Below are 15,057 nucleotides of genomic sequence, written 5' to 3'. Positions count from 1 at the left end.
AGTTGAAGTGAGTGGCTCATGGATTTAGGGATCGATCGACAAGCCCTGGTACCGGTGGTTCAGCAAATCGTCAGCGCAGTGGCGGAATGGATTCGCAAGAATGGGGTGAGCCCCGGAACGCGCTTGCCGTCCATTCGGCAATTGGCCCTCGACAACCTGTTGAGCCAGTCCAGCGTGATGGAGGCATTCGAACGGTTGGTGTCCCAGGGCCTGCTGGCCTCGCGGCACGGTTCGGGGTTTGTGGTGGCGCAACCGCCGGCGGCCGATGAAAACCACTGGTACGAAGGTGCGGAACAGGTCTGGGGCGCCTTTACCGACAGCCCCTTGGGCGAGCTGAAGCTGGGGTGCGGCTGGTTGCCCGACGCTTGGCGTGAAAGCGATGACATCAGCTATGCGATCCGCGAAGTCAGCCGTACCGACACCGCTGCCCTGTTCAACTACAGCACGCCTTTGGGGCTGCCGGCGCTGCGCGAGCAACTGCTCAAGCGCCTGACCCAGATCCATGTGCCCGCCAGCCTGGACCGTATCCTCACCACCCATGGCGCCAGTCATGCCCAGGATCTGTTGATACGCACGCTGCTCAAGGCTGGTGATGAGGTGGTGGTCGAGACGCCGGGATACGGCAACCTCTATCGTCAATTGGCCTTTCAGGGTGTCAGGCTACTCGAGGTACCACGTACCAGAGGCGGCCCGGATATCACCGCGTTGGAAGTGCTGCTGCAAACTCATCGCCCCAAGTGCCTGTTTATCAGCAGCCTGTACCACAACCCCACCGGCACCAGTCTGTGCCGCCGGGTCGCGGAGCGTTTGCTGGAGCTGGCCCGGGATCACGACTTCCTGATCATCGAGGAGGACGTCTACGGCGACCTGCAACATGCCAGTTGCACGCGCTTGTCGGCGTTGCCCCACGGTGACCGGGTGATCTATGTCTCGAGTTTTTCCAAGACCCTGAGCAGCGCCTTGCGCGTGGGCTACCTCTGTGCCAGTGCCACGATCATTACCCAATTGACCCATCTCAAGACCCTGACGGGAATCGGCACCTCACGCTTTGCCGAAGCCATGGTGGCGACGTTGTTGAGCAACGGCACTTACCGCAAGTGGGTGCAGCGCCTGCGCAAGCGGCTGAACGCGCAGATGGCCGCGACCTTGCAAGTGTTGGAAGATGAAGAGTGGCAGGTATTTTCCGTGCCCGCTGGCGGTATGTTCCTGTGGGCGCGACCTGGCTCGGCAGACCCCTCACGCTTGCAGGTGTGCGCCCGACGGCTGGGGGTGTTGCTCTCACCGGGAGGGTTGTTCAGCCCGACGGGTGAGCGCAGCGAGTGGCTGCGCATTAATGTGGCCTTTGCGGCTGATCAGCGGGCATTGGCATTGTTCCGTGCCATGGGCGCAACCAGGCCGACCTCGACCATTCTGAAAACGACGAGCATGTAGCTTTTTGCCATTATTCCGGCGCCAGCCGCTTGTGCTCAGTACCCATGGGTTGCCAATCTCACTGCTTGTAAACCTGGCTTATGGCATCTGCCATCGCAAGAGGATTCAAGGCAATGATTTCGGGCGTGCAACGACGTTTCGCCAACCTTGGCATGGCAAAAAAACTGGGCTTGGGCTTCACCTTGGTACTCCTGCTTACGGCGCTGGTGGCGGCGATAGGTGTGTGGTCGCTGCACACCGTCGGCCAGCGTTTTGACGGGCTCACGAGCATGTCTTCGCTCAACAGCGGCTTGCTCAAGGTGCGCTTGATCGAGCAGGACTACGCACTGCATGCCGACTCCAAGGCCGTTGACGAGCTGCATGCCGGTGTCGAGGCTCTGGCGGCGCAGGCCGCCAGTCTCAAGGCCCGGTCTGCGGCCAGCGAGCAAGTGATGAGTGATGTTGAGCAAGCCTTGGCAGCGTACCGCAAGGCGTTCGATGAGTTCGTCGAACTGAACCAGACCAAGGACCTGGCGCTGGAAATGGCCAGTTGGTCAGTGTCCAGCGTGGCGAACAACCTGGATGTGTTGCAGGCTGGCCTGGCGGACGACGGTGCCTATGCTCTCAAGGAAAGCCAAGGCAAGGAGGGTGCCGAATTTATCGAGCAGGCGGGGCAGGTCAGCCAGGTGTCGCGCTTGATGATGCAAGCCATGGACGAGGCGCGGGTGCGCCTGGACCAGAGCCGCAAGGCTGACGCAGATAACGCTGAGCAGGGCAAGATCGAGCAGGCCGACCAGGCGCTGGCTGAAGTCGAGAAGCTCAAGACCAGCGTCAAGGACCCCGGCTACCAGACCGTCCTCAACGAAGTCTCCGGGCACATCGCGTCATTCGGTGAAAAACTCAGCGAGTACACCGGGCTGCTGGCCCAGGAGAAAGTCGTCTATACGCAACTGCACGACCGCGCCGAGCACGTGGTCAGCCGCGTCAACCAGGCGTATGCCGCCGAAGACCAGTCCATGCAGGCGCAATTGCAGCACAGCGCGATGCTGATTATCGGCTCATCCGCCCTGGCCTTGCTGGTGGGCTTGATTGCTGCATGGGTGATCACCCGGTTGATCGTAACCCCCTTGCGCAGCGTGATCGCCGTGGCCCAGCAAATTGCCGCAGGTGACCTGAGTGGGCGCATGGAGGTCAGCCGCCGTGATGAAATCGGCCAATTGATGCAGGCGATGCAGCAGATGGGCAGTGGTTTGAGCCAGATCGTGCGCGGGTTGCAGGCCGGTATCGAACAACTCGCCAGTTCCGCGCATTCGTTGTCCAGTGTCACCGAGCAGACCAATCTCGAGGTCAGCAGCCAGAAGGAAGAAACCGAGCAGGTCGCCACCGCGATGAATCAGATGACCGCCACCGTGCATGATGTGGCGCGCAACGCCGAGCAGGCCGCCCAAGCGGCGCAGACGGCGGATGACAAGGTCGACAGCGGCCAGCAGGTGGTGCGCATGAGTTTGCAGCGTATCGAATTACTGGCGGCGTCGAGCAGCAGCGCCAGCGCCAGCATCGAGGGCCTCAGTGCAGAGATCCAGAATATCGGCACTGTATTGAGCGTCATCAACAGCGTGGCCGAACAGACCAACCTGCTGGCCTTGAACGCCGCCATTGAAGCGGCGCGTGCCGGTGAACAGGGCCGTGGCTTTGCCGTGGTGGCCGATGAGGTGCGGGCACTGGCCAAGCGCACCCAGCAATCGACCGAGGAAATCGAGCGGCTGGTCAACACCTTGCGCAATGCGGCGCAGGCGTCGGTGCAGCAGATCCAGCACAGTGGCGAACTGGTGAAGCAGGCGGTCGGTGATGCCCTGCAAACCGAAAGCGCCTTGGGTAGCATTGCCGCTGCCGTGTCACTGATCCAGCAGATGAACCAACAGATCGCGGCCGCCGCCGAGGAGCAAAGCTCGGTGGCCGAAGAGATCAACCGCAGCGTCACCTGTATTCGTGCCAGTGCCGACCACTCGGCGTTGAGCATGCAAGGCAACGCCGCATCGAGTCTGCAGCTGGCGCAGTTGGGGGTAGAGCTCAAGGGGATGGTGGGGCATTTCCGCCTTTGATCGCAGCGACGGCACTGCGATCAATAGGCAGGACGATCAGGCGTGGTTGGCGAGGAAGGTCAGCAGGGCTTCATTGACGAATTCCGGGTTCTCGCGGCTGGAAATATGCCCGGCCTCGGGGATCAGGATCAGGTCGCAGCCAATCAGGTCGGCCATCTCCTTGGACTCTTCGGGCGGCCGGGGTTTGTCCTGCTCGCCGCACATCGCCAGGGTGGTGTCGGAGTCCAGGCGTGGCAGTTGCGCCAGGATGTCTTCGCGACTAAAGATCAAGCGGCCCAGGGGCACGATGCTTTCCAGCAGTTGCTCCTTGGAATAGCTTTGCAGGGACGTGCGAAAATCCTGGTACAGCGCCGATTCGCGGTCTATGCCCGGGCGGAAGAAGATCGGTGCGATCACATCCAGCAACGGTTCAGGGATCACGCCAGCGTCTTCAATCATCTTGAACAGCGAGAAATAGTACTGGCGCGTCGCTTCGGGTTCGGCGCCGAGGTAGGTGTCCATCAGCACCACGCTGTTGACGCGCTCGGGAGCCTGCAATGCCAGGCGTGCGCCCCACATGCCACCGACCGACAGGCCCACCAGGTTGATCCGCTCGATCTCCAGGTGATCGAGCAGTGCCAGGGCCTGGCGAGCCAGACCATCGAGGGACTCGGTTTGCGTCGGCAGCTTGCCCGACTCGCCATGGCCCCACAGCTCGGGGACGATCACCCGGTATTGCTGCGACAGCGCTTCAATCTGCGGCGCCCACATGTCGCTGGCCCACAGGTAGCTCGAACCTAACAGGACGACCGGGCCGGTGCCCTGGTCGAGATAGTGCAGCGGTTGTCCATCAATCACGGCAACAGGCATAACAGGCCTCTAACTTCACGGAGTGAGGGGCACTTTTTTACGCTAGTTGTGGGTGGGGGGATAGGTGCAAAGTGATGGCCTGTGGAGTGAGGGTGCTATCCAACTAATGTCCCGCGATCCAAATGTGGGAGGGAGGCTTGCTCTCGATAGCTGGGCGTCAGTCGATACATCTGTTGACTCAACCACTGCAACCGGGAGCAAGCCCCTCCCACATTTGGATCGTCTTACACCAGGTAAATCGCCTTTGCTCCGCGTTGTTGCCTGGGCTGTCAGTCGTAGATAGCTTTCTTCTTCCACTCGGCATCGGCGTCGACGACCTTCAGCCCCTCGGTCAACTCGTTGACTTCGTCCTCGGCGGGCTGGCTGTTGGTCAGTACCGTGGAGTTGGCGCGCGCCAGTTGTGATTCCAGCAGCTGCAACTGTGCGCTGTAGAGCACCGGCTCCGGTTGTTTGCGCAAGTACTGCACACCACGCTCGAACGCCAGGCGCGCCTGGCCCGGTTGGCCTTGCTGCAGGGCATGCTGGCCGAGGTTGTTGAAGAACTCGATATGCAGCAGCACCAGGATATGGCGGATTTCCTTGATCCAGTGCTTGGCCTCGTTGGTCGGCAGGAAGCCATCCTGGGCTGCACGGGTGACTTGGCCGTGCAAGGCTTCCAGCAAAAAGCGTACGTCCTTGGCCTTGGCTTCGGTCTGGATCGGTGCCGGTGGGTTCGCTACCGGAATAGACTCGCCCTGGGCGATCAGCGCATTCAGCTCGGCGATACGTGCCTTGAGTGGCGCGCTGGATTTATTGAGGTTCAACAGGCGCTGGTTGACGTTCAGCTCCAGGCGGGCCAGCAACAGTTTGAGCGCCGGGGTCATCAGTTGGCCAGGAAAGGTCTCGGTGATTTCACCGCAGCGGCGCAGCCGATCGTTAAGCTCGATCTCGGTGCGCTTCTTTTCCAGCTTATTGTTTTCCACCACGTGGTTCATGTAGCCAATGGCGATCAGTATTGCGATCCCGGCTATTACCAGCAGGGTGATCATGAGTGGTGTCACCGGTGTGACCTCTTTATAGGGTTTGCTGTTGAGTGTAGTGACTGGGTCAGCCGGCGGATAGGATTGATCGACCAATTGCCCAGGTACTTTCTTCTATATAGGTAGGCGTGCCCGTATGGCTGCACATTGCCATCACTTGCCCGGGTGAACTATAACGTCTTGGCGGGCGCCAGAATATAGGCGCCAAGGCTCGGACGCCGACAAAGCCCGGGAAGGCCGGTAAACGATGGCGAAGTCATTGATTTAAATAAATTTATCCATGGGGGTTGACGACCTTTCAATCCATCCATAGAATGCGCGCCACTTACAGCGTAAAGCACACAGCGAAACGCGGTAGGGAGTGAATGTTGTACGTGTGTCCCCTTCGTCTAGTGGCCTAGGACACCGCCCTTTCACGGCGGTAACAGGGGTTCGAGTCCCCTAGGGGACGCCATATGCGGGAATAGCTCAGTTGGTAGAGCACGACCTTGCCAAGGTCGGGGTCGCGAGTTCGAGTCTCGTTTCCCGCTCCAATTTTTAAGCAGTGTTGCCCTCGGGCGGCATTGAGTGAAACCAGGACCAAGTCTTCGGATGAGGCCTCTGGGCACTGAAATACACACCATGTGTTTCAGTAGCGTGTCCCCTTCGTCTAGTGGCCTAGGACACCGCCCTTTCACGGCGGTAACAGGGGTTCGAGTCCCCTAGGGGACGCCATTTGCGGGAATAGCTCAGTTGGTAGAGCACGACCTTGCCAAGGTCGGGGTCGCGAGTTCGAGTCTCGTTTCCCGCTCCATATTTAACAAAAACGCCGATCAGTAATGATCGGCGTTTTTGTGTGTGCTGAATTTAACTCACCCGCGCACTGTCAGCACTCAAGTGGCCGCAGGCGCGTCCTGTCTTGGCATAAAAAATCGCGCAAACAGTTCGGACTGCGACTTTATATTCAACTTGCTATAGATGTTGCGGCGGTGGACTTTGATGGTTTCCGTTGACAGCGACAGCTTCCCGGCAATCTCCTTGTTGGAAAAACCGCTGAGCAGCAACTTGAGTACATCTTTTTCGCGAGTGGTTATCTGGGCCTCCAACTGGGCTATGGCTTCAGCCCATGGCGCTGGCTCGGCGATGTTCTTTTCCTGGTCGCTTTCAAAGCACATGCGTTGGTGCATCATCGCCGTCACCCACGGCTTGATCATGTCGAGCATGGTAACTTGCGCCTGTGTGAACCGCACGTTGCTGCCAAACGACATGCACAAGGTTCTGTCGGCATCGAGGCGTACGTTGTATTGCGCCTCATCGACCGAGATGAATTGCGCGAAATACTGATGGTAGTACTCGGTCTCAAGAAAGTGTTCCGGCGCAATATCGAGCAGATGGAAGAAGCCGCTCTGCGGGTTTTCTCGATCAGCGATATAAAACGGGTCCAGTAGATAAAGACCTTTCACATAGCGATGAATAAAGGCGTCAACCTCTTCGCTGTCAGCTACCTCAGGCAGGCTGATCACGCGTACAGAGTGATCGCCGAAAACCAGTACAACCCAATTGTCTATCTGCACGTATTCATTCAATACACGAATCAATGAGCTCCAGAATTCTGGCCGATTGAGCTGCATGATCAGTTTCCCAACGGATCGATGCCAGGCCAGGCTATGAAGGTCAAGCGACATGTTCTACCCCTTTAGGGTTAGGGATTGGCAGGCCAGGGCTAAGTATTTCTAGGTATTTACTATTCAACCATGCCCGGTATATTCACCCCGAACTAACGATAGCCATGAAGGCATGTCGGGTGGACAGGGAATAGTCATATGAGTCGATCACACTTGCGAGCTATTTTTTTAGCCTCGCTGCTGGGAGCCGCAATCAGTACACCGGCAGGCGCCGCCCAATCTTCGTTGTATCTGTATAACTGGTTCGGGTTTCTTGAGCCGCAGACCCCGAGGGAATTCCAGCAGGAAACCGGCATCAAGTTGCACATGGACGCCTTCGACAGCGCAGAAATCATGCAGAGCAAGGTGATGGCCGGACGCACCGGGTATGACCTGGTGGTGGCCACCTCCAATGTGCTGCCCGGGCTGATCAAGGCCGGCGTGTTGCAGCCGCTGGATCGCTCGCAATTGAGCAATCTGTCGCACATCGATCCCGATATCCTCGCTCTGCTGGCGGTCAATGATCCCGGTAATCGCTACGCCGTACCCTACGTATGGGGCACCACCGGCATTGGCTACGACGTGGATAAGGTCAAGGCGGCACTGGGTGAGGATGCCCCGGTGGACAGCTGGGACCTGATCTTCAAGGAAGAGAACATCAGCAAGCTCAAGGCGTGTGGCGTGGCCATGCTCGACTCGCCCAGCGAGATCATTTCGATTGCCTTGCACTACCTCGGGCTGCCCAGCAACAGCACCAACCCCGAGGATTATCAGAAGGCCCAGGCCCTGCTGTTGAAAATCCGCCCCTACGTCCTTTATTTCGACTCCTCTCGCATCGACACCGACCTGGCCGATGGCAATATCTGCGCCGTCGTAGGCTGGGCCAACGGTGCCCTGGCGGCGCAGGCGATCAATGAAAAGTCCAACAGCGGACGCAAGATTGCCTACAGCCTGCCCCGGGAAGGGGCATTGGTCTGGTCTGAAAACTGGGTGCTGCTCAAGGATGCCCGGCACCCCAAGGCCGCCCTGGAATTTATCAATTACATGTTGCGGCCACAGGTGATCGCCAAGACATCCAACTACATGCTCTATCCCAACGCCAATAAAGATGCCACCCAGTTCGTCGAGCAGAAGCTGCGGGATAACCCGTGGATTTATCCCGATAAAAAGACCATGGCAACGTTGGTCCCGCTCGAGCCCCTGCCGCTGAAGGCCGAGCGCATCCGCACCCGTGTGTGGACCAAGGTCAAGAGTGGTACGTGAGGGTAGAACTATTGGCCGGCTGACCACAGGGCGGGGGCCGGAGGAGGGAGACAGCATGCGCCAAGGTGTTGATCAGGGCTATCTGGAGTCAGACGACTATAAGGCATACAAAGAGATTGAAGAGCAGATCGGCCTTTGTACGCCCGAACAGGCCTGGGCCATGTATTACGTCTCGACGGGCATGGTGCGCGAGAACATTACCCTGGCAGTGATGGAGCACATCGGCAGGGGCAACCGTGCATTGTTGCTCGAGTTCCCTGACCTTGTGCGGGTCGAGGGGCGCGACTATGAGCCCGGAGCCCTCGCCTCCAACTGGCCCTTGTTGCGACGCTATCGTGGATAGCCTCATGGGCCGTCTTTCCTTTCAGAAGCGCAGCTCGTCGTAGGGCATTCTTGTAAAACTTGTAGGGATAGTCTGTACTTTTTGTGGAGGAGGTGCGTTTCTCTGTCGTGCTCTCTACTCTGGCCACCCCATTCTCCTTGCTCACTTCAGAGAACTGCCCAGATGGTTCAACTCGATTTTTATTCAACATTGGTGGCCGCTTCGCTGGTGCTATTGCTGGGGCGATGGCTGGTGGCGCGGATCGGCTTCTTGCGCACCTACAATATTCCCGAACCGGTCGCCGGTGGTTTGTTGGTCGCCCTGCTACTCCTGGCATTGCGCGGCCTGGCCGATATCGAGGTACGCTTCGACCCCTCTTTGCAAACCCCCTTGATGTTGGCGTTTTTCGCCACTATCGGCCTTAACGCAGACTTCGCCAGCCTGAAGAAGGGCGGGCGCATAGTCGCCATATTCCTGCTGGTGGTAACCGCGCTGCTGGTGTTGCAAAACGCCATGGGTATCGCACTGGCCACGGCGCTTGGCCTGGATCCGCTGATGGGCTTGCTGGCCGGCTCGGTGACATTATCCGGTGGGCATGGCACTGGTGCGGCCTGGGGCGCGGTGTTCAGTGAGCAATATGGCGTAGCTTCTGCATCTGAGTTGGCCATTGCGTCGGCGACGTTTGGCTTGGTACTCGGTGGCCTGATTGGTGGCCCCGTGGCGCGCTTGCTGATCAAGCGGGTCGAAGTGCCAGGTGTCGGGCAACCGCAGCCGCGCTTGCCAAAGGGCTTCGAACAGCCCAACCAGGAGCGTCTGATCACGGCGTTTTCGTTTATCGAGACCCTGGCGTTGGTGGCGATCAGCCTGAAGGCCGGCACCTTGCTCAACAGTGCCATCCAAGGCACTGCCTTCGAATTGCCGACCTTCGTCTGCGTATTGTTCGTCGGTGTAGTGCTGCGCAATGGGCTGTCGATCCTCGGCTGGCACCAGGTGTTCGAGCGCGAAGTGTCGGTACTGGGCAATGTCAGTTTGTCGTTGTTCCTGGCGATTGCGCTGATGTCTCTCAAGCTCTGGGACCTGGCGGCGCTGGCCTTGCCGATCGTCATCCTTTTGGCTGCGCAGGCACTGTTGATGGCGTTGTTTGCGATTTTCGTGACGTTCCGGGTGATGGGCCGTAATTACGACGCGGCGGTATTGGCGGCCGGTCATTGCGGGTTCGGGCTTGGCGCCACCCCCACGGCGATTGCCAATATGCAGGCTGTGACCCAGCGCTTCGGGCCGTCGCAGATTGCGTTCCTGGTGGTGCCGATGGTCGGGGCATTCTTCATCGATATCACCAATGCTGTGGTGATCAAGCTGTACTTGGCACTGCCGTTCCTGGGGGCCGCGGGGTAAGTCGCTTCACCCCATGCCCATCGCTTTCATTGCCTGGGCCAAGCGCTGCATGGCTTGCGCGATTTCATCCCGGTCCAGGGATGCAAAGCCCAGGCGCAGCGCATTTTCCGGACGGTCGTTGGGTGAAAACTGGCGACCGCTGCGCACCACCAGCCCATGGTCCAGGGCGGTGGTTACCAAGCCATCCACGTCGATTCCTTCCTCGAAGCGTACCCAGAGCGCCAGGCCACCCTCAGGCTCGCGCACCTGTATGCGATCGCCGAATGCCTGGTCGAGGCAATCGCGCAGCACAGTTCGGCGCGCCAGGTATTCTTTCGAGACGCGGCGCAGGTGCTTTTTCAACTCACCATCATTGATCAAGTCCGCCAGCATGGCCTGCGCCACCCCATCGGCATCGCCCACCATCAATGCGCCATTGCGCTGCAAAACCTCAATCACCTGGGCGGGCGCCACGATGTAGCTGCAACGAAACGTTGAGCCCAGCACCTTGGATAAAGAACCGATGTAGATCACATGGCGCTGGGCGCGGTCACTGGCCAGCGGCAGGTAAGGGCGGCCGCTGAAATGGTATTCGTGATCGTAGTCTTCCTCGATCACGCAAAAGTCATGTTGCGCCGCCAGTGCCAGCAAGTGTTGCCGGCGTGCTGCATGCAAGCTCACGGTGGTGGGGAACTGGTGGTGGGGCGTGAGGTAGATCATGCGCACGTCATGCTCGCGGCATAAACGGTCGATCTGGTCGGTGCGGCAACCTTCATCATCGATGTCGACCGTGACCAGTTGTGCGCCGAGTTTTCGAAAAATTTCCCACGCCGGCGGGTAACTCAAACGCTCTACCAGCACCACGTCGCCGGGCTTGAGCAGCAGGCTTGCGCTCAGGTACAGCGACATCTGGGTGCCCTGGGTCAGACAGATATTCTCGGCATTCACCGCCAACCCGCGATTATTTCGCAGCATGTCGGCCAGGGCGCAACGCAAATGGTAGCCGGTGCCCTCACTGCCGTAGCGCAAGGTGTTGGAGGCAAAACTGTTGCGCAATGCATGACGATAGTAGCGATGCAAAACGGCCTGGGGCAGCAAACGGTGATCGCTGGTGCCATTGTCGAAAAACAGCGCACCCTGTCGATGCTGGAGAGCGACCACTTGGGCGTTGTGGGTGAAATACGGCACTACCGGCTGCTCCAGCAGCGGCGGCGCGAAGGACGGTTGCGCAGCACTGGGCATGGGTTTGGGCGTCAGTTGCGCATTGACGAAGGTGCCACGGCGCGGCTCGCTGATCAGCCAGCCTTTGGTCATGGCTTCTTCGTAGGCCAGGATCACGGTCTTGCGGTTGACGTTGAGCAACTGCGCCATTTCCCGCGTGCCCGGCAGCAAGGTTCCAGGCGCCAGGCGGCCTTCGAGGATCGCGCTGACCAGGCCCTCGGCAATCTTGCGGTAGGACGCCTGGTGGGTATCTTCGTCGAGCTTGAGCAAGGGGCGCCATTTGCGCATCTGGACCATCTGAATTATCCAAATCTGGAGGTTCTAATGGGCCTAGTCTAGCGCAACAATCAGGTCTCACTTATCCCGAGGTCCTTATGAACACGCGCCATGTCATCGAACTCGCCCCCTCGGGGAAAACCTTTGAAGCCGGCGATGAACTGTTGCTGGATGCAATGCTCGCCAGCGGCTTGACCGTGCCGTTTTCATGCCGGCGTGGCGCGTGCGGATCGTGCAAGGTGGTAGTGGCCGACGGTGCGTACCGTGCCAAGCAACTGGACCCGGGGGGGCCGGCGCCGTCCTACCCGCTGGCAGCCAATGAAATGCTGCTGTGCCAGAGCCATGCCTGCTCCAACATGCGCCTGGAAATTCCCGGCTGGTCGCTGGACACGCCCGCGCTCGTGGTCGAGGCAACGGTGCTGGGCAAGCGTGCGCTCAGTCCGGATGTCATCGAGTTGATCGTGATGCCGGATATGCCGCTGGCGGTGCGAGCGGGACAGTACGTCAAGTTCCGCCTGGTCGACGGTGATTCGCGTTGTTTCTCGATCGCCAACCTGCCGGCCGAAAGCGATGGGCGCCTGGGGTTCCAGATTCGTCGGGTGAGCGGCGGGCTGTTTTCCGAGACCTTCCTGGGCGCCGTTGAAGCCGGCGACCTGTTGCAACTGGAAGGGCCTTTTGGTGCCTGCACCTGGCAGGACGATGACGGTGCGCCGGTCGTGCTGTTCGCCACGGGCACAGGTTACGCGGGTATCAAGCCGATTCTGCTGACCGCCTTGAAACGCGATGTGGAGGTGACGTTGTACTGGGGCGGTGCGCAGCCGGCAGATTTTTATGACCGTGTGTTTTTGGACAGGATGATCATGGACCACCCGCGTTTTCGCTGGCATCCGGTACTGGCCTCAGAGGGCCGGGTGCAGGAAGTTGCACTGGGTCATGGTCATCACTGGCAGGCTGCCCAGGTCTATGCCTGCGGTAACGGCGCGATGATCAGCCAGACACGTGCGGCTTGTCTGGAAGCGGGCTTGCCCAGCCACCGGTTTGTCGCGGAAGCCTTTGTGCCCAGTGGCCGTTCGAGTGCGGGAGTGCCCTCCAAGCCATTGGACCCGATTTGGGAAAAAGTCGGCCCACGTTACTCGCTGGACGGCATGCTCGCGGCACGTGAGCAGTCCATCCGTGCCCTGGCGGCGATCGCCAGCCAATTGAAGGTGGGTATGACCACGGGCGAAGCCCTCGATATGGCTGCCGAGCAACTGCACGCCATGGGCGCGTCCCACACCTGGCATCCAACCTACATTCGCTTTGGCGCCGACACGGTGCGCCCACCCCGTGAAGGCATTGACCGTCAACGCAGGCTGCGCGCCACGGACATCGCCGTGGTTGACCTGGGCCCGGTGTGGGATGGCTACGAAGGCGACTACGGCGACACCTTTGTGTTCGGTGATTTGCCGTTGCACCTGGCCTGTAAAAAAGCCCTGCATGAAGTATTTGATGAAACCCGTGAAGCCTGGCTACGCGGGCTGACCGGACGTGAACTCTATGACTTCGCCGAGCAGAGCGCCGAGTCCAAGGGCTGGAGGCTGGCGCGCAACCTCGCAGGGCACCGCCTTGCGGATTTTCCCCATGCGCTGTTCGAAAGCAAGGTGCTGGCGGAGCTGGAAATCCCACCGAGTGAGATGGCCTGGGTGCTGGAAATCCAGCTGTGCCATCCCACGGAGCCGGTCGGTGGTTTTTTTGAGGATATGCTGATGCTGCAAGCCTGACGAGCCCGCCATTGCGGCGGGCTCCCGCTGCGCTCAGAGCTTGGGCAGTTGACCAACTCGGCCCATCATTTCAGTGACAATCTGCAGGTCCAGCAAAAACTGCTCGACGGTCTTGAACTCACCGTCGGTATGCCCGGTGTATTTCTCTTCAGGTCGCGCCAGGCCAAACTGCACACCATTGGGCAGGTCATGCACAGAGGTCGCGCCGGCCGAGGTGCCGAACTTGTGCGTCATGCCGAGGTTTTCCGTGGCGACCGCCAGCAAGGCTTTGACCCATTCACCTTCAGGGTTACGGTACATCGGCGTATCCAGCGAGTAGGTAAAGTCCACCTTGACCTGGGTGCGTTTGTCCCAGGCGTTCAACTTCTCGGCGATTTCGGCTTTGAGTTTTTCCGGCGATTTGCCCTTCGGCGCACGCAGGTTGACCGCCAGCTTGAAGGCTTTGTCATCCAGGCCGACAAAGGTCGGCGAGGTGGTCAGCGGCCCCATGAAGTCATCGGCAAAGCCCACGCCCAGTTTGCCGCCCAGGTAGTCCAGGCCCCAGTTGTCCGCCGCATAGTGGGCGGCGTCGGTGATGTGGTTGTGCTTGAGGGCGATCTTGCCGTCGACGCTGTGGATCAACTCCAGCATGCGTGCCACCGGGTTGATCCCGGATTCAGGTTCGGAGGAGTGGGCAGATACGCCAGTGACGGTGAGTTTGACGTCCTTGCCGTCGACCTGGGCGGTCACCTTGAAATTGCCGCCATTTCGCTTGGCATAGTCAGCCCCGGCCTGTTGCAGGCTGGCGGCCAACTCAGCGGGATTATCGCTGACCAGCGTGGCAACCGAGGCCGAAGGGATCTGGTTGGTGGCCTTGCCGCCAGTCATCGAAATGATTTCTGCGCCTTGGCCTTCGCCCTTGCGCACCGGGAAGGTGGCCATGACGGTGCCCGAGCCTTTTTCGGCGATCACTACCGGATAGCCGCCATCCAGCGCCAGGTTGTATTGCGGCACGGGATTGCGTTCGAAATAGTAAGGAATGGCGTCACCGGAGGTTTCCTCGGTGGTGTCCACCAGCAGCTTGAACGTGCGCGCCAGCGGCAACTTTTCTTCCTTGATCACCTTCATGGCGTACATCGCCACGACGATGCCGTTCTTGTCATCCTCGGTACCACGGCCATACATGCGATCGCCGATCAGCGTGACCTTGAACGGGTCGAGCTTGGTGCCGTCTTGCAGTACCCAATTCTCCGGGGTCACCGGCACCACATCGGCGTGGGCATGGACACCGACGACTTCGTCGCCGCTGCCTTCCAGGGAGATTTCGTACACACGGTTATCGACGTTACGGAAGTTCAGGTTGAAGGACTTGGCCAGGGCCTGGATCTTGTCGGCGATCTTGAGGAATTCCGGGTTTTTGTACTGTGGCAGGCCGTCTACATTGAACGTCGGGATCTCCACCAGTTCACGCAGGGTTTCCAGGGCCGCCTTGCCGTACTTCGCCCGGGTGTAGATGCCGAGCAGGCGGTTGATTTCGTTCTGCTGCTCGGCGTTCAGGGGCTTGTTGTCGAGAAAGGTGCTGATGGCCGGGCCGACGTCACTGCTCTTGCCCAGATCGCCCTTGGCCAGGGTGCCGAGGAAACTGCGGAAATCGGTGACTGAGGTGTCGCTAAAGCTCTTCAGGATCGCCGCGCTTTGTTCGGCGCTTATGTTGGCGAGCGCAGGGGTGGTGACCGCCACAAGGCTGGTAGCGAACAGGGTGGCAGCCACCAGTTTTTTCAATGGAAAGTGCATGGCTAGAGGCATTCCTTTGCAGGTAGTGAATAGGGCGTTTCTGAC

At 59.6% G+C, this 15,057-nt stretch carries 11 protein-coding genes, 4 tRNA genes and 1 pseudogene; 11 read left to right on the top strand and 5 right to left on the bottom strand.

The genetic code is table 11. The features are described from left to right. The first annotated feature begins 18 nt into the window (after positions 1-18). From TU73_RS22615 to TU73_RS29675, 3 genes and pseudogenes are all read left to right on the top strand, one after another. Entirely contained in the window at positions 19-1,431 is a 1,413-nt protein-coding gene (locus TU73_RS22615; RefSeq protein WP_057014074.1) for an aminotransferase-like domain-containing protein, read from the top strand. Between the two features lie 80 nt (positions 1,432-1,511). Continuing rightward, positions 1,512-2,651, top strand: a pseudogene (locus TU73_RS29680) (HAMP domain-containing protein); the annotation flags it as partial. Then, entirely contained in the window at positions 2,631-3,512 is an 882-nt protein-coding gene (locus tag TU73_RS29675; protein WP_414860425.1) for a methyl-accepting chemotaxis protein, read from the top strand. The pseudogene TU73_RS29680 and the gene TU73_RS29675, both read left to right, overlap by 21 nt. A gap of 36 nt (positions 3,513-3,548) precedes the next feature. Here TU73_RS29675 and TU73_RS22605 read toward each other — a convergent pair whose 3' ends face one another. Next, positions 3,549-4,361: an alpha/beta fold hydrolase gene (locus tag TU73_RS22605; RefSeq protein WP_057014072.1), complete on the bottom strand. Its 813-nt coding sequence runs from the start codon at positions 4,359-4,361 to the stop codon at positions 3,549-3,551. A gap of 269 nt (positions 4,362-4,630) precedes the next feature. Next, entirely contained in the window at positions 4,631-5,401 is a 771-nt protein-coding gene (locus tag TU73_RS22600; protein ID WP_057014071.1) for a hypothetical protein, read from the bottom strand. 357 nt (positions 5,402-5,758) lie between these two features. Between TU73_RS22600 and TU73_RS22595 the strand changes: the two genes are divergently transcribed. The 4 genes from TU73_RS22595 (at position 5,759) to TU73_RS22580 (ending at position 6,173) form a co-directional block, all read left to right on the top strand. Next, a tRNA-Glu gene (locus TU73_RS22595) sits at positions 5,759-5,834 on the top strand. 3 nt (positions 5,835-5,837) lie between these two features. Beyond that, a tRNA-Gly gene (locus tag TU73_RS22590) sits at positions 5,838-5,913 on the top strand. Positions 5,914-6,018: 105 nt separating this feature from the next. Further along, positions 6,019-6,094 (top strand) — tRNA-Glu (locus TU73_RS22585). A 3-nt stretch (positions 6,095-6,097) separates the two neighbouring features. Then, positions 6,098-6,173: transfer RNA gene (locus tag TU73_RS22580), tRNA-Gly, on the top strand. 79 nt (positions 6,174-6,252) lie between these two features. On the opposite strand, the gene TU73_RS22575 is transcribed toward TU73_RS22580, so the two are convergent. Next, complete coding sequence (locus TU73_RS22575; RefSeq protein WP_056846287.1) at positions 6,253-7,044, bottom strand: helix-turn-helix transcriptional regulator; 792 nt, start codon at positions 7,042-7,044, stop codon at positions 6,253-6,255. 138 nt (positions 7,045-7,182) lie between these two features. Between TU73_RS22575 and TU73_RS22570 the strand changes: the two genes are divergently transcribed. From TU73_RS22570 to gltS, 3 genes are all read left to right on the top strand, one after another. Next, entirely contained in the window at positions 7,183-8,286 is a 1,104-nt protein-coding gene (locus TU73_RS22570; protein WP_057014070.1) for a polyamine ABC transporter substrate-binding protein, read from the top strand. 55 nt (positions 8,287-8,341) lie between these two features. After that, positions 8,342-8,629 carry a hypothetical protein gene (locus TU73_RS22565; protein ID WP_056846288.1) on the top strand — a complete coding sequence of 96 codons (288 nt, stop codon included), beginning with the start codon at positions 8,342-8,344 and terminating at the stop codon, positions 8,627-8,629. 162 nt (positions 8,630-8,791) lie between these two features. Further along, positions 8,792-10,003: a sodium/glutamate symporter gene (gene gltS, locus TU73_RS22560; protein WP_057014069.1), complete on the top strand. Its 1,212-nt coding sequence runs from the start codon at positions 8,792-8,794 to the stop codon at positions 10,001-10,003. Between the two features lie 6 nt (positions 10,004-10,009). Here the strand turns inward: gltS and pdxR are convergent, their stop codons facing one another. Further along, complete coding sequence (gene pdxR, locus TU73_RS22555) at positions 10,010-11,500, bottom strand: MocR-like pyridoxine biosynthesis transcription factor PdxR (RefSeq protein WP_057014068.1); 1,491 nt, start codon at positions 11,498-11,500, stop codon at positions 10,010-10,012. 77 nt (positions 11,501-11,577) lie between these two features. Between pdxR and TU73_RS22550 the strand changes: the two genes are divergently transcribed. Beyond that, a complete protein-coding gene (locus TU73_RS22550) occupies positions 11,578-13,239 on the top strand; it encodes a M24 family metallopeptidase (RefSeq protein ID WP_057014067.1) in 1,662 nt (553 codons plus the stop codon). Between the two features lie 33 nt (positions 13,240-13,272). Here the strand turns inward: TU73_RS22550 and TU73_RS22545 are convergent, their stop codons facing one another. Further along, positions 13,273-15,012: a dipeptidase gene (locus TU73_RS22545; RefSeq protein WP_057014066.1), complete on the bottom strand. Its 1,740-nt coding sequence runs from the start codon at positions 15,010-15,012 to the stop codon at positions 13,273-13,275. Positions 15,013-15,057 lie beyond the last annotated feature (45 nt).

The sequence above is a fragment of the Pseudomonas libanensis genome (assembly GCF_001439685.1).
Taxonomy (GTDB): Bacteria; Pseudomonadota; Gammaproteobacteria; order Pseudomonadales; family Pseudomonadaceae; genus Aquipseudomonas; species Aquipseudomonas libanensis.
The sequence above is the reverse complement of the archived record's forward strand: the minus strand, read 5'-3'. Positions and strand labels throughout refer to the sequence as shown.

Bases quoted from the DNA above. Each gene is read 5' to 3' on its own strand.
- TU73_RS22615 (WP_057014074.1), top strand. From the start codon at position 19: ATGGATTTAGGGATCGATCGACAAGCCCTGGTACCGGTGGTTCAGCAA.
- TU73_RS22565 (WP_056846288.1), top strand. From the start codon at position 8,342: ATGCGCCAAGGTGTTGATCAGGGCTATCTGGAGTCAGACGACTATAAG.
- TU73_RS22545 (WP_057014066.1), bottom strand. From the start codon at position 15,012: ATGCACTTTCCATTGAAAAAACTGGTGGCTGCCACCCTGTTCGCTACC.
- TU73_RS22605 (WP_057014072.1), bottom strand. From the start codon at position 4,361: ATGCCTGTTGCCGTGATTGATGGACAACCGCTGCACTATCTCGACCAG.
- TU73_RS22575 (WP_056846287.1), bottom strand. From the start codon at position 7,044: ATGTCGCTTGACCTTCATAGCCTGGCCTGGCATCGATCCGTTGGGAAA.
- pdxR (WP_057014068.1), bottom strand. From the start codon at position 11,500: ATGGTCCAGATGCGCAAATGGCGCCCCTTGCTCAAGCTCGACGAAGAT.
- TU73_RS29675 (WP_414860425.1), top strand. From the start codon at position 2,631: ATGCAGGCGATGCAGCAGATGGGCAGTGGTTTGAGCCAGATCGTGCGC.
- TU73_RS22570 (WP_057014070.1), top strand. From the start codon at position 7,183: ATGAGTCGATCACACTTGCGAGCTATTTTTTTAGCCTCGCTGCTGGGA.
- gltS (WP_057014069.1), top strand. From the start codon at position 8,792: ATGGTTCAACTCGATTTTTATTCAACATTGGTGGCCGCTTCGCTGGTG.
- TU73_RS22550 (WP_057014067.1), top strand. From the start codon at position 11,578: ATGAACACGCGCCATGTCATCGAACTCGCCCCCTCGGGGAAAACCTTT.